The following is a 14,710-nucleotide window of genomic DNA, read 5'->3' as shown; positions in this document are numbered from 1 at the left end:
TCCTGGCGGTGGCGGAGGTAGGTCTCGGCGTAGCGGACGTAGCTGGCCCGGTTCATCTGGTGGAACGCGGTGAAGGAGAGGTCCGGGCGGTCGGCTGCGGTCACGGCAGGCGCGGCGGGGGTCTTCCGGCTGCGGCTTCGGGTCACCGGCCGTGCCCCCGCTCGGGACGGATCATCTCGCCGACACCGGTACGCGCACCGGCGGCAACGAGACGCCGGAGCACGGGCCTGGAGCCGGCACGGACGGCCTGTGGCACCGGGGCGAGGATCATCAGGGCACCTACGAGTTGGGTCGTCACAGACGTTGGCCCCTCTCCTGGAAAGGTCCGGGCAAGCGGCTGGAGTGCCCGGGAGTGCGCCGGAGTGCGCCTTCACCACAACGACGATCCCGAGCGCGCTGGTGTGCAGTGGCAACCCGAAGAATGTCACCCAGAGCGAAACCCTGGTGACATACAGATGTTCCCGACTGCCTATCCAGCAACGACAACCACCCCACGCCACCAGAACGCCAACCTCACCACCAGCGAACTTTCCAACGAAGCCCACCAGAGCGTGAATTCACGCAATGAGAGCAAAGAAGCAGAGTGACCCACATCACTGCCCGTCGGTGCGGAAGGCTCCACCGCACCCCGCCCACGCACCCGATGCCGCCCTCCAGCCCCGACTGCCCGCCACGCCGATGCCGGTGACGAAGCCCCGGCAGCCGCCACGCCACATGGCTAGAACCCGAGGCTCGAACGAGTGACGCAACCTCAGGGACGCTTCTGAGCTGCGAGCATGAGCATGCATCAGCCCCAACCCGCTGGAGTACCCCGTGTCGCTGCGCCGCCTCGGCTTCCTGTCCGCCGCCCTGCTCACCGCCGCCACCCTGACCGCCTGCTCAGCCGAACCGGTAGAGGCCGACGACCCCAAACCCTCCGCCACCGGCACCACCGCCCCGTCCGGCGCGCCCGGTGGAGCCCCGGACGAGGGCGGCCTGGCCCTCGCGGACGCCATCAGGAAGATCCCCGTCGCCGAGGAGAAGCGCACCGGGTACGAGCGCGACTCCTTCAAGCACTGGGTCGACGAGGACGACGACGGCTGCCCGACCCGCCAGGAAGTCCTCCTCGCCGAAGCGGTCACCGCACCCGAGCAGGGTGACCGGTGCACGCTCAGCGGCGGCAGCTGGACGTCCTACTACGACGAGGTCGAGGTCACCGACGCGAAGAAGCTCGACATCGACCACATGGTCCCGCTCGCCGAAGCCTGGGACAGCGGCGCCCACGACTGGACCCCCGAACGCCGCGAGGCCTACGCCAACGACCTCGGATCCGAACGCTCCCTGGTCGCCGTGACCGCGAAGACGAACCGGTCGAAGGCCGACAAGGACCCGGCCGCGTGGATGCCGCCCGCCGAATCCGCCGCGTGCACGTACCTGGTCGACTGGACCGCCACGAAGCTCCGCTGGAACCTCAGCGCGGACGAGACCGAGCGGGTAGCCCTCCTCGAACTCGCCGAACCGTGCGCCGACTCGACCGTCGAGTACGAACCCGCCACGTAGTTCAGAGGCAGATCCCACCGTACGTACGCCGCAGCTGAAAGGCGAAAGGACAGGGCACTCCGCCGGAACACCCCCGCGTCGGCGGGGAGCACACGTACCGAGCCGCCCGCTCGGTCGGCTGGAGCGGAACACCCCCGCGTCGGCGGGGAGCACGCGAACAGCACGTCCGCGTCGGACGCGGTCGCCTTCACCAGCTCCACAGTCACGTCGCCACGGAACTTCGGCTGGGCGGGTATGGGGGCGTCGGTCACCAGGGACTCCAGGAGGGGAAGGGTACCGCGCGGTGACACGAATTTTGCGGCGGTTCAAGCCGGTATATCCCGCTGCTCGAAAGGCAGTTGCCCGGTTCTGGGCGCTTCGCATGCAGGGGGTTAGTAGCGGCTGTCCCGGATCTGATAGATCCTCTCGCGCGACAGGCCAACGTCCGCCGCAACGTCCAATGCGGAGCGACCGGCCTTGATGTCGGCGCGAATGGCCTGGTCTCTGGCGTTTCTGTTGAGATGGTCGCCCGTAGCCTGGTGCTTTTGGAGGTTGGTCGCCGCAAACGATGTTTCGTGCGGTGTGTGAGGTTCCTGATCATCAAGTTGCGCACGGGGCGCACCCAGGGCAGCCAGACGCTTCTCAATCGCCGCCAACGCTCCCAGCGACGCCTCGGCGCGACGCGCGGCGTCCATCACCAAAGCGTCGCACGAAGTGCCGCCATGGTCCGCCAGGGACCCCAGATCTGCCTCGACCAGCCCACGCAGGCCCTGCTCGGCTTTCGTGAGGAACGCCAGATGGCCGGGGCTCAAGAAGACATTCACGCAAAGGGCAACGAGAACCGCGGTAACGCGTAACGGTGAAACGCTAGAGCGTGCTCGGCCAGTCCCGGGCGCACCACGGCCCCCACCCGCACGGTGGGGGCCCTCGTCGTCTCCGGCTTACGGGTCGAGGCCGAGGGCGGTGTCGGGCCGGCAGACCTGGCAGGCCAGGGATGTCTGCGCGTGCAGGAGTCGCCGGGCGTCGTCCGCGGCGACGGGGTGGACGCTGTCGTCCAGCGGCCTACACGTGCCCTTGTGGATCATGCCCATGGTCCGCCCGGGCGGACCACTCTGGGCGACATACTCCGGGATCGCCGCCCCTTGGTCGAGTCGCGGCTCACCTCCGCTCGCGCGGAGAGCACGGTGGTGAAGGGGCGAAGGTACTTCATGACGTCGGCTCACCTTTTCTCGCGCGGAGAGCTCTTCGCCATCGGGTCGATGCTGACCCCGTACAACGGCTCACCTCCGCTCGCGCGGAGAGCACCAGTTCTCCGTGGACACCATGTGGTCACGGCCCGGCTCACCTCCGCTCGCGCGGAGAGCACGCCTACGGCCTGGTCGCCCAGCGCGCCGTCAGCGGCTCACCTCCGCTCGCGCGGAGAGCACGAGGAGGAGGTCCTCCTCCCGCTCCCCGCGCGCGGCTCACCTCCGCTCGCGCGGAGAGCACCAGTCCTCCATCCGCAGGAACCGGGTGCTCTGCGGCTCACCTCCGCTCGCGCGGAGAGCACGTGGGGTCGGGGTTGATGGTGATGCCGAGGAACGGCTCACCTCCGCTCGCGCGGAGAGCACTCCATCAGCTGACGCCACGGCACGCCGAGCGCCGGCTCACCTCCGCTCGCGCGGAGAGTACTCCCGGTACGCGGCCTGCACCGCCTCCGCAGTCGGCTCACCTCCGCTCGCGCGGAGAGCACTGGGGTCCGGCGAGCTGGTGCCGGCCGTGCCCCGGCTCACCTCCGCTCGCGCGGAGAGCACGCCGAACACGTCACCTCAAACTCTCAGTACAACGGCTCACCTCCGCTCGCGCGGAGAGCACTCTTCGCCGAGCAGGTCGTGCACCCCGCAGACCGGCTCACCTCCGCTCGCGCGGAGAGCACCCGATCAGGTTGACCCAGAACGTGTCCTCGGTCGGCTCACCTCCGCTCGCGCGGAGAGCACGCGAAAAGCCCTGACCCCTCGCCCATCCCCTTCGGCTCACCTCCGCTCGCGCGGAGAGCACACCGACACCACGAAGAACATGTTCGTGGAGATCGGCTCACCTCCGCTCGCGCGGAGAGCACGCGACCGCCCGGGACGTGTCGTACGCCCGGTACGGCTCACCTCCGCTCGCGCGGAGAGCACGTCATCGAGCACATGCCGACCGCCCTCGGCGTCGGCTCACCTCCGCTCGCGCGGAGAGTACTGCACGTTCTCCGCCTCGAGCTCGGCCAGCCACGGTTCACCTCCGCTCGTGCGGAGAGCACTCCAGCACGGCGGCGAGCACGGAGACCATCATCGGCTCACCTCCGCTCGCGCGGAGAGTACATGGCGGCCGTGAAGGACCCGCAGGTCTGGTGCGGCTCACTTCCGCTCGCGCGGAGAGCACGCCCGCTTGCGGCAGGCATCGGAGCAGTAGACCGGCTCACCTCCGCTCGCGTTTAGAGCACGCGAGGACCAAATCCCGGAGCGCTCACCCGGCTCACCTCCGCTTGTGCGAAGAGCACTTGGACGCGCCGAGGAGGTATCCGGAGTCGTGCGGCTCACCTCCGCTCGCACGGAGAGCACGGGCGAATGTATGCGGACGCGGTGACGGCGGATGCCTCACCTCCGCTCGCGCGGAGAGACAAGCCTTCGCGAACTCGTCGTCTTCGTACTCGCGCGGCTCACCTCCGCCCGCGCGGAGAGCACGGCAGCAACCGATCGACGTCCTTGCGGACCTTCGGCTCACCTCCGCTCTCGCGGAGAGCACTGCCCAGGAGGTGCGCGGCGTTGCCGAGCTGCTGGCTCACCTCCGCTCGCGCGGAGAGCGCGCCGCGGCGACCTGGCCCTGGGCTGCCGCGATGCTCGCAGCCGGCTCACCTCCGCTCGCGCGGAGAGCACATGAGGACGGCGAGCTTCTTCGCCGTCATCTGCGGCTCACCTCCGCTCGCGCGGAGAGCACGGTGGCGGGGACGGGCAGGTGGCGTGATGCGGCGGCTGACCTCCGCTCGCGCGGAAAGCACCAGAGGGTCTACGCCCAGGAGGTCACGCCCTCCGGCTCACCTCCGCCCACGCGGAGAGCACCGGGTGTAGACGGCGGGGAAGCGACGGCGGCGCTGACTCACCTCCGCTCGCGCGGAGAGGACTGAACCAGGTCAGTGGCCCGAGTGGACGCCTTCGGCTCACCTCCGCTCGCGCGGAGAGCACTCCCGACCTGTTCGACGTAGGGGTGAATGTTCGGATCACCTCCGCTCGCGCGGAGAGCACCTCGGACGCGCCGCATCGCCGTGGACGAAGGGCGGGTCACCTCCGCTCGCGCGGAGAGCACAAGACCGCGTTGCGCAGGTCCTCCTCCACCGTCGGATCACCTCCGCTCGCGCGGAGAGCACGAGACGGTGCGGATGCCGTCCATGACGTCGTTCGGATCACCTCCGCTCGCACGGAGAGCACTTCCCGGCCTCGGCGCGGGCGTCCGTGAGCGCCGGATCACCTCCGCTCGCGCGGAGAGCACCTGGCGGTGCATGGCAACGTCCCCGTCCTGTACGGCTCACCTCCGCTCGCACGGAGAGCACGTCACGAACCCCTGGACGGTGGGCAGGAGGTCCGGCTCACCTCCGCTCGCGCGGAGAGCACACCGGGTCGGGGCACGGGATCCGGAAGCACGGCGGCTCACCTCCGCTCGCGCGAAGAGCACCGCAGCTTGTCCGTCTTCCACGGACGCCCCAGCGGCTCACCTCCGCTCGCGCGGAGAGCACAAACCCATGACGTACGGGCCGTTCCGGAACACCGGCTCACCTCCGCTCGCGCAGAGAGCACGTCATGCCCAGGATCAGACCGCGCCCGACGTCCGGCTCACCTCCGCTCGCGCGGAGAGCACTCGTAGTCCAGGGTGGGGGTGCCGCCAGACTCTGGCTCACCTCCGCTGACGCGGAGAGCACGAGTGCCGCCAGTGCTGGCTCCACGCGTACGACGTCTCACCTCCGCTCACGCGGAGAGCACGTGGTGGTGCTCGTGACGATCCACCATCCGTCCGGCTCACCTCCGCTCGCGCGGAGAGTACAAGTTTGGTGCGGGCAAGGCCGGTGTCTGCGCCGGCTCACCTCCGCTTGCGCGGAGAGCACCCCCCGACCCGACCCGTAGTACCTCCGGCCTATCTCCGCTCACGCGGAAAAGCACTGCCGACAGGATTAGGTCGCAGGCCGAAACACCGGGTCGCCCCCGTTCCCGCACAGGAACACACGATCAGGCTGCCGTCGGCCCCGATCGTGACCGGCTCACGCCCTCTCGCGCACGGCGCAACGATCACGCTCTTCACGTTTCAAGGAACGGATGTTGAAGCAACGCGCCACGCGGGGTGTCGCGCGACACCGGCTCGCCGCCGCTCACCCAAAAGCCGACTACGCGACGGAGAAGGCAGGCCCCACAACCCAGGCGCCGGCTATACCTCGCTCGCGCGGATACCTTTGCTGGACGCGCGGGAAGGTATAGCCGTAGTGGGGATACCTCGGAAGCCAGCGGGACATCCTCGCCGTGTTGAGAGGCGACGGATCTCTGGGATCCGTCGCCGTTGGCTCAGAAGAGCCAGCTGACGAGTTCGTTGATCAGGACACGGAGTGCCGTGCTGACCACCACGCGCGATACCTCGAGGAGGACCTCGCGTCGCAGAACGAACTTCCGCAGGAACCGAGACACTGCTTCTCCAGAGCGCAGACACGGTCGAGGTTGCGCCACATCCCTCGAGAGGGTCGTGCGTTCATCTCGATGTGCTGTCGCCTGAAGAGCCAATGGAATTCCGCGCACCTCCCAGAGAGGCGTGCAGCAGTAAGTACTCTACGGGACGACGAACTTGGTGTACCTGCGGTTGTCCGAATTCCCCCGCGCCGGTCTTCACAGGGATGGTGCAAGCGACGAAGGATTGCGAGACAGCTTCTTCTGCTGCGTTCATCGGCAGCACTACCTGCACCGAACCCGTGACAAGGAGCACCATGTCTCTGGAGTCCCGCCTGTGGGGCAAGGCTGCCGGGCTGGGTAAGGACGCCCGCGGTGCAGACCATAGGCATCCTCTGATCTGCCACCTGCTGGATACGGCCGCCGTCGCTGAGGTCGTCTGGGACGAGCTGCTGACCGTGCACCAGCGGAGCACGGTGGCGGAGGCGCTGCAGGTTTCGGATGACCAGGCGCGGGCGCTCGCGGCATTCTGGGCAGGACTGCATGACATCGGGAAGATCAGCGTGCCGTTTCAACTGCACCGGAATGGACCGAAGCACGGGGGGAAGCTGCTGACTCAGCCGCTGAGCGGCGAGCCGGGGTACGCGTTCGGTGCCGGCGCCGTGCAGGACCGGCAGTCACATGAAGCGGCGGCGCACTGGTGGCTGGTCGGGATCTTCAAGGAGATCGGCTATCCGTCATCGAAGCGGCGTCCGCAGTCCCAGCTCAGTCACGCGGTGGCGCAGCTGCTCGGTGGCCACGGTGGCCGCTTCCACCCGGTGGTCTACGACAAGGACTCGCGGTGCCCTGCAGCGCGTCACCCCGGTATGGGCGTGGGGAGTTGGGAGGAGCAGCGACGGCTCCACTTCGATGAGGTGCGCAGAGTGGTCGGGGTGAGGTCGGTTCCGAAGGGTCGGATGACGCCAGGAGCGGCCGTCGTCCTGACGGGGTTGGTGACCTTGTCGGACTGGCTGGCCAGTATTGAAGAGGAGATTCGGACCCTGCTCAGGGACGAGGCGTGGGCTGGAACTCCTGACGATCTGGACTCCTACTGGCAGATCGCCCGCTCGGCCGCTCCCCGCCTGTTGCAGCGGACGGACCTGCTCGGGACCGGGTTCGCCGGGCCGCCGGAACCTGCTCAGGGAGCGGGGAAGCCTGGTCTTGGGGCGAGTATGGCTCGCCAGGTGCCCGATCTGGTGGCCGAGCACGGGCCGGGCATGGTGGTCGTGACGGCTCCGCCGTCGGAGGAGCGTACGGAAGCGGCCCTTCGCGCAGCGGCCGTCCTCGGGCATGCAGCGGGCGCGCGGGGCCTCTTCTACGCACTGCCGACCGGTTCAGCGGCTGAAAGCCACATGGCACAGGTGCATGCATTCGCCGAACAGGCACTGACCGGCCCGTGGCGTTCGTTGCTGCTCCATAGCTCTTCCCGGTTGAAGCCGGCGGAAGCCGCGGAGCAGTGGGCGCACGCCAATGCGGCCAGCGGAGTTACTCCGGAGCCTGGTGAAGAGTGGGCCCCAACGGCGAACAGCTGGCTCAACTCCCATCACCGCGCGCTATTGGCTGCGCTCGGCACGGGGACGGTGGACGAACTTCTGCAGGCGGTCATGCCGGTGAAGTTCAACGTCATGAGGCTCTTTGCTCTTTCCGGCAAGGTCGTCGTGGTGGATGAAGCCCATGCCCGCGGTGCCTGGGGGCATGAGCTGATGCTGCGGTTCCTGGAGTGGGCTGCAGCGTTGCGGATCCCGGTTGTCCTGGCCGCGACGGCTGCGGACAAGTCGGTGGACGCGATGCTGGCGGCCTACCGACATGGCGCAGGAGGGGGCAGGGAGCCAGTGATGCAGCCCCGTCGGTCGCCGGGGTGGTCGTTCGTGGATGCTCAGTCCGGAGGCGGTCACCGGCCCCAGCAGCCTGCCGATGTCGCTCGTGCGAGCACGCTCAGCGTCGAAGTCGTTGACGGTATGCCGTACGGCGAGATCGAGGCGGCTCTCGCACCGATTGTCGCAGCCAGCAACGGAAGAGCCGCGGTCTACCGGGCGACGCCTGCGGAAGCCATCCGCACGTTCCATCAGCTCAGGATGGACTTCCCCGCTCTGAACGTGACTCTGATCCATGAACAGATGCGGAACCAGGACCGGTGGCGGCGTCTCGCAGCCTGCCGGGATGCCTTTGCCCCTGATGGTGGAGTCTCTGGCCCCTCGGTGCTGGTGACGACGTCGATGCTGGAGCATGTTCGGGGCCTGTATTTCGACCTCGTCCTCTCCGGGCCGGCGCCGCTCGCGGCCTTGCTGGCCCGTGCGGTGCAGAGCGTGGGTGACCGGTCGAGGCTGGTGGTGCTCCGAGCGGACAACGCGTCGGAACTGGACGACGCCGCGCTGGTACGGCGGACCGACCTGCTCCTGGGGACCGGCAGGACGGTTGCCGTGCCCGACGAGCTGCCCCGCGTGCTGGATGAGGTGTATGCCGACGAGTTCGCCGACAGGCTGGAGTGGATGGCGGCGCGTGAGCTCCAGCGGCTCGACAACCAGCGCACGGTTCGTGAACACACGGCCAGCGGTACTGCGCGGTGGCTGGCGGTGCCTGGGCCGGGAGAGCTCGATGGCGACCTCGGACTGCTGAGCCGCGACCACACCGGTATGGAGCCCGAGCTCCTCTCTTCCGTGCTCGGGGAGGACGTGGTGCAGGTGGTCTGTCTGTACGAGCATGGCCGGCCGGGGAACAGGGTGTATCTCCTGGAGGACGGCGTTCCGGAGCGGAGACTTGAACACGGTCCCAAGGGGAGACCGGTGCCGGGCCAGCTGGTCCCGTATCTGATTCCGGTACCGAAGCGACTCGTCGAGGGCGTGGAGGGTGATGCCAATAGCGTTTGGCGCGGCATGGCCGCCCTCAAGAATGTTCTCCGGCTGAATCTGAAAAAGTCGGAAGACGGTAGGTGGGTGCACACCGGCCCGAAGCATCGATTCTGCATGAGTGAACACGGCCTGATGATCGACGAGTTGCCGTAACCAGGCACTCCGTCCCGTACGTCCGTCTAGCATCTAGAGGATGTCCGACCACGGGGGGAGGGGCGTGGCCACGCCTGCGTCCAATCTGATCGAACAGCCATGGATTCCTGTCGCATGGCTGGAGGGGAAGTCGGGGCCGCCGTATCTGGGTCTGAGGAGTCTGTTCCTGCGTGCCGGAGAGATTCGCACGCTGCTGATTCCGGAAGCTCCGGCTCACTCGGCTCTGCTGCGCTTGCTGTACGCCCTGACCGCCCGGATCACCGCTCTGGACGAGGCCGGTCCCGGAAGCTGGGGCGATCGACGGGAGGAGATCCTTGAGCAGGGCTTTCCTGAGCAGAGCATCGAACTCCCCGGCGGCCGCAAGGCGGGCATCACGGGCTACTTCGACCAGTGGGCCCATCGCTTCGACCTGTTCGACCATGATCGCCCCTGGCTCCAGGACCCTCGTCTCCCCGACCAGTGCGACAGGAACCAGACTGCCGGGATCCACAAGCTGGTCATGAGCCGGGCAGCGGGCAACAACCACTCCTGGTTCGGGCACTGGAGCCACGCCGCGCTCGTTCTTCCCCCCCTTTCACAGGCGACGCTGTCGCTGCTGACCTGGCACTACTGGGGAGCCCCCGGGGCCCTCTCGAGGCGTGCAGTCGATCATGTGAGCCACCATTACGCGAAGGCTTCACCCCTGCGGGCCGCGCTGTCGTACCACCCGGAGTGCGACAACCTTCTCCTGACGCTGCTGGCGGGTCTGACTCCGCCGGACGGCGACGTCAGCCGGCAGACCGACCTGTGCCCGTGGGAGCGAGAAGATCTTCCGGACCCGCTCAAGCCGATGCCCGAACCACAAGGCCCCTGCTCACGGCTCACCGCCTGTTCACAGCACGCCCTGTACTTGGTCGCCGCCGAGGACGGCGAGCACACCACCGACGCGTACATCACCTGGGCCTACGATGCCGGGCGGATCCGCCCGGAGGACGACTACCTGATCTGGGACATCGGCAAGGACGGAGAGACCTTCCCCCGGCTCGCACGCTCCTCCCGCTCCCTCTGGCGGGACATCGACGCCCTTCTGCTGAAGCAGCTGGACGACGCCAGCCCCATCCAGCCCAAGGTGATGGACCACGCCTTCGACGTCAGCGAGTACCTGCGAGTACGTGCGCTCGGCTTCGAACAGGACGCCAGCCAGGCGGCCAACCATCAATACGTCGACTCCACCACCCCGGTGCTTCTCTCCCGCGTAGAGGAAGACGTGGTGAGCAGCGACCTGCCCGTACGCCAGCTCCGCGAACTCGGCGAGCTCTTCGGGCACCGGCTGGAGCAGGCCACAAAAGAAGCGCGGCTGAAATACACGGATGACAAGAAGAACGACCCTGGGGCCTGGCTGGACGCGGTCGCGGCACGGTACTGGCCGTCGGCGGAGGACGAGTTCTGGTCGAGGTTCCGGCAGTTGACCCGATCTGGCGGCGCTGTGGACTCCCGCTTCGATTTCGAGGCCGCATGCCGGGCCTTCGGGCGCCACGCACTTGACGCGTACGAGGCGGTAACCGATTCCGTGACACGCACCCCACGGGGCGCGAAGGCCGTCACCAGCGCGAAGGCGATCATCCTCGCCGCCCTGAAGGACCCGCTCAAGGCGATGGAGCAACCGAAGACGACCAGGGCGGCCAAGAAGCCGTGAGCGTCGCCCACCGACCCGAGGACAAGCAGTGACCCCCCAAGCCCCTGATGCAGACAAGCGCCAGAGGACTCGCGCCTCGTATGCCGCCTTCGCCCTGAGTATCGAACGCCTGTGTCGCGCGGACCCCGGGGCCCGTGCCGCGCTGCGCGCGGGGCTGCGCCGCGATCTGGACCACCCGCGCGCCCGCCCGATGCACCGGCTGCTGACGACGCGCCTGCCGGAAGGGTGTGATGACCGAACAGCGCAGGCCCACTACACGGTGGCTTCACTGATCGCAGCCCAGCCACGACACGCTTTCGCACCCGGCCAGGAAGACGACGAAGACGCCGCCACCGCACAAGGCGAGCGGGCTCTTCCAGGGAACGGCGAACCGGACGAGGCAACTGCGCCGTCAGAACCCACCCCGTACGGATCCTCGTTCGGTGCAACTCTGGGACAAGCCGTCATGGCGAAGGGTGCCTCCATGCGGATGAGCGCCGCAGAGAACCGCATCAACCTCCTGACGCGCCAGAGTCTCCGCGGTATCCACCTGCACCTCCCCGCTGCGGTGAATCAGGTGCGCTCCGCCGGTGCCCCGATCGACTGGGGACAGTTGCTGGCGGACCTCGTCAACTGGCCCTACCAGTCGGGGCGTATCAGTCGCCGCTGGCTGCAGGACTTCTACCGGATCACCGCCCGTGCCAACCGGGACTGACCCTCTCACCCACAGGAGCTCCCTGATGGCTCTCAAGCCACGCTTCGTCGATATCCACGTCGTTCAGCCCGTTCCGTACGCGAACCTGAATCGGGACGACACCAACTCGGTCAAGACCATGCTCTACGGCGACGCCCTGCGGACCCGCATCTCCAGCCAGTCCTGGAAGCGGGCCATCCGCGAGCACTTCCAGAAAGCGCTCGGTGACAGCGCGCTGCGCACACGCCGCATCGGTGAGCGGGTCGCCGAAGTACTACGCGACCGCGGGTGGGACGAGGCGCTTGCCGGACGTGCCGGTGCCCATGTTGCGGCGGGAAGCAGCATCAAGTGGGAGGTAGCCAAGGGAAAGGACAAGCAGCCCATCACGAACAAGGTTCTGACCAACGCGCTCATCTACCTCCCCGAAGACGCCGTCGAGGAACTGGCGGACATCGCCGAAGCCCACAAGGACGCGCTCACGACCGACTTCACCGGCAAGGGAAAGACGAAGCCCGAGAGCGCCCTGAAAGGGAAGATCGACAAGATCCTCCTCAAGAGGAACGGCGTAATCAACCTCTTCGGCCGCATGCTCGCCGAAGTCGACCAGGCCGGTGTCGACGGCGCCGTCCAGGTCGCGCACGCCTTCACCACCCACACCACCGAGGTCGAACTGGACTACTTCGCAGCCGTCGACGATGTCACCGAGACAAAGGGCGATGAAACAGGCAGCGGCCACATGGGCACCGCCGAGTTCAGCACCGGCACCCTGTACCGGTTCGCCACAGTCGACCTACAGGAACTCACCAAGAACCTGAGCGAAGACAACGACATCGCCGTCGATGCCGCCCGCGAACTCGCCACCCAGTTCCTGCTCTCCTTCATCGAGTCGCTTCCGCAGGCCAAGAAGAACTCCACCGCCCCGCACTCGCTCCCCCACCTGGTCCACGTGGCGGTCCGCTCCGACCGGCCCCTGTCCTTCGCCGCAGCCTTCGAGGAGCCCGTACGGTCCGCCCAGCACGGCGGCTTCGTTGCGCGCTCCGTGGAAGGTATCGACGCCTACGCCAAGGCCGCGAACACCCTCCTCGGCCCCAGCCGCGTTCTCCACGCGGCGCACGCCTCCCTCCACTTTGACAAGCTGGAGCACCTCGGAGAGCGTCACGCGTCCTTCGAAGCCCTCGTCACCGCCACCGTCGACGTGGCGCTCGCCGAGGCCCCGCAGTGACCGAGCGACCCGCCTGCGGGCTGTTGCTGCGCCTGGCCGGCCCACTGCAGTCCTGGGGCACCCACAGCAAGTACCTCCTGCGTGACACCGCCAGATTCCCCACACGGGCCGGCGTCGTGGGCATGCTGGCCGCAGGTCTCGGGCGGGAGCGAGGAGCACCCCTGGACGACCTCACGGCACTGTCGATGACCGTACGGGTCGACCGCCCCGGCATAGTCCTGACCGACTTCCACACCGTAGGCGGTGGGCTACCCGCCGACGAAAAAGTGATCACCGTCGACGGGAAACGCCGGGCCAAGGACAAGGGCACTCTGGTCTCCAAGCGTCAGTACCTGTCCGACGCGGCTTTCACCCTGGCACTCACCTCCGACGACGCCGAGCTGCTACACGTATGCGCAGATGCCCTCCGTGACCCCCACTGGCCCCTGTTCCTCGGCCGCCGGTCCTGCCCGCCGGAGGGCCCGATCCTGCTGGGAACCGTAGAAGATCCACTGCACCACCTCGTACGGCTGCCCCTGGCAACCAAGAGGCCGCGCCGCGGCCCACAAGCAACCGACTTCTACAGCGACAGACCGCTCGGGGCGCTCCCCGTTGACTCCGACGCCCCGGACAGGGGCGACGGCGATCACCACAGCGGCGAAGCCACCGACGAGCCGCTATCGTTCGCACCGCTGGAGCGCCAGTACCGACCCCGGCCGCTGTACCGGCGAGCCGTACACCTACCGAAAGCCGCATACGAAGGCTTCGGCACCGGCTACCTGGAAAAGCTCCAAACCTACATCGACACCCATTTCGTTCAACCGGAGAGGAGCGCCCGGTGACTCTGTGGCTGACCCGCATCGTGCCCTCGCCCAGTTCTCGCGAAGCCCGAAGAGACCTCGCCGGCAGCGACCAAGGCATCCGGCTGCACCAACGCATGCTGCAGATGTTTCCCGACGGAGCCGAAGGGCCCGCCCGGGCCGCATTCGGAGTCTTGTTCCGCGCAGAGGAAAGCCCGCGTGGGCCGCAAATTCTGCTACAGAGCCACATAGAACCTGACTCCGCACGCCTGCCAGACGCTTACGGCAAGGTCGAAACGCGATCACTCGACGCATTGTTGTCGAACCTGCACAAGGGGATGGTCGTCAACTACCGCTGCGTGGCCAGCCCCGTCCGGAAGCCAGGTGCCACCTCTCGGCAAGCCTATAAGCTCCCGCCGGTCGTGGCCTTGAGCGGCAATGCCGCTATTGAATGGTGGGAACGCCAGTCCAACGCTGGCGGGCTGGAGCCATTGCACACCACCGCCCACCCGCTCGCCACTGTACGAGGCCAGCAGGGTTCCAAGGACCCTGCTGCAAAACAGAGAATTCAGCATGCCCGCACGCAATTCTATGGGACAGCGCGAGTACTCGACACCGAACTGCTTCGCGAAAAGATCACTACCGGCATCGGGCGCGGCAAGGCATACGGATGCGGACTTCTCAGCATTGCTCCCACTCGATGAATTCAACAGAGTGCCGACCGAAGCCGTGCCAGGCTCCTGATCGGAGTGCTCCTACACGGCAGCGACTTCTGCGTTTCTTCCATGACTGCCCTTGCGCGGCAGTGACAATAACTCGCCCACCAGAGTAGTGTACGGAAGGTGGCGTCGCTGTCCGCGCGAATTTATGTGAACCGCTTGGCGTGAGTTGCGGAAAGCAGCGGAATGACGTCGAGGATCGTAAAGCGAGGAAACGTTCGCAGCTCTCCGCGAGAGCGGAGGTAAGCCGACCGAGGCGGCGCTGTTTGCGGCGTCGCTGCTGTGGTCTCCGCGCGAGCGGAGGTGAGCCGGGGCCGGGCTGGCACCCGACCCTTCATCGTTGTGCTCTCCGCGCGAGCGGAGGTGAGCCGCCGTTGGCCCCGTTGCCGATGGCCTGGCAGTCGTGTTCTCCGCGCGAG

Annotated in this window: 9 protein-coding genes; 7 read left to right on the top strand and 2 right to left on the bottom strand. The window is 67.5% G+C overall.

The window, feature by feature from the left end; all coding sequences use genetic code 11:
* Nucleotides 1-813 precede the first annotated feature (813 nt).
* Complete coding sequence (locus IE134_RS33665; protein WP_189432788.1) at nt 814-1,539, top strand: HNH endonuclease family protein; 726 nt, start codon at nt 814-816, stop codon at nt 1,537-1,539.
* 371 nt (nt 1,540-1,910) lie between these two features.
* Here IE134_RS33665 and IE134_RS33655 read toward each other — a convergent pair whose 3' ends face one another.
* A complete protein-coding gene (locus IE134_RS33655; RefSeq protein ID WP_189432786.1) occupies nt 1,911-2,342 on the bottom strand; it encodes a hypothetical protein in 432 nt (143 codons plus the stop codon).
* Between the two features lie 117 nt (nt 2,343-2,459).
* Entirely contained in the window at nt 2,460-2,609 is a 150-nt protein-coding gene (locus IE134_RS33650; RefSeq protein WP_268248893.1) for a DUF6233 domain-containing protein, read from the bottom strand.
* Between the two features lie 3,890 nt (nt 2,610-6,499).
* On the opposite strand from IE134_RS33650, the gene IE134_RS33645 reads away from it, so the two are divergent.
* From IE134_RS33645 to cas6e, 6 genes are read left to right on the top strand one after another with little or no spacing between them, the layout of a single operon-like run.
* Nucleotides 6,500-9,223 (top strand): CRISPR-associated endonuclease Cas3'', encoded by a 2,724-nt coding sequence (locus tag IE134_RS33645; protein WP_189432783.1) that lies wholly within the window; start codon nt 6,500-6,502, stop codon nt 9,221-9,223.
* A 40-nt stretch (nt 9,224-9,263) separates the two neighbouring features.
* Complete coding sequence (gene casA, locus IE134_RS33640) at nt 9,264-10,898, top strand: type I-E CRISPR-associated protein Cse1/CasA (RefSeq protein ID WP_229823848.1); 1,635 nt, start codon at nt 9,264-9,266, stop codon at nt 10,896-10,898.
* Between the two features lie 28 nt (nt 10,899-10,926).
* On the top strand, nt 10,927-11,592 hold the full coding sequence (gene casB / locus IE134_RS33635; protein WP_189432782.1) for a type I-E CRISPR-associated protein Cse2/CasB: 666 nt from the start codon (nt 10,927-10,929) through the stop codon (nt 11,590-11,592).
* A gap of 25 nt (nt 11,593-11,617) precedes the next feature.
* The gene (gene cas7e / locus IE134_RS33630) at nt 11,618-12,793 is read left to right on the top strand and encodes a type I-E CRISPR-associated protein Cas7/Cse4/CasC (RefSeq protein ID WP_189432780.1); all 1,176 of its coding nucleotides are present in this window, start codon (nt 11,618-11,620) and stop codon (nt 12,791-12,793) included.
* Entirely contained in the window at nt 12,790-13,614 is an 825-nt protein-coding gene (cas5e, locus tag IE134_RS33625) for a type I-E CRISPR-associated protein Cas5/CasD (protein ID WP_189432778.1), read from the top strand. The genes cas7e and cas5e overlap by 4 nt, the downstream gene beginning before the upstream one ends.
* On the top strand, nt 13,611-14,276 hold the full coding sequence (cas6e, locus tag IE134_RS33620; RefSeq protein WP_189432776.1) for a type I-E CRISPR-associated protein Cas6/Cse3/CasE: 666 nt from the start codon (nt 13,611-13,613) through the stop codon (nt 14,274-14,276). The genes cas5e and cas6e overlap by 4 nt, the downstream gene beginning before the upstream one ends.
* The last annotated feature ends 434 nt before the right edge of the window (nt 14,277-14,710 follow it).

Source organism: Streptomyces rubiginosohelvolus (assembly GCF_014649875.1).
In the GTDB taxonomy this organism is placed as follows: domain Bacteria; phylum Actinomycetota; class Actinomycetes; order Streptomycetales; family Streptomycetaceae; genus Streptomyces; species Streptomyces rubiginosohelvolus.
The sequence above is the reverse complement of the archived record's forward strand: the minus strand, read 5'-3'. Positions and strand labels throughout refer to the sequence as shown.

What these genes read in the sequence shown, in the direction of transcription:
- casA (WP_229823848.1), top strand. Translation starts at nt 9,264, where the DNA reads ATGTCCGACCACGGGGGGAGGGGCGTGGCCACGCCTGCGTCCAATCTG.
- cas7e (WP_189432780.1), top strand. Translation starts at nt 11,618, where the DNA reads ATGGCTCTCAAGCCACGCTTCGTCGATATCCACGTCGTTCAGCCCGTT.
- IE134_RS33650 (WP_268248893.1), bottom strand. Translation starts at nt 2,609, where the DNA reads ATGGGCATGATCCACAAGGGCACGTGTAGGCCGCTGGACGACAGCGTC.
- IE134_RS33645 (WP_189432783.1), top strand. Translation starts at nt 6,500, where the DNA reads ATGTCTCTGGAGTCCCGCCTGTGGGGCAAGGCTGCCGGGCTGGGTAAG.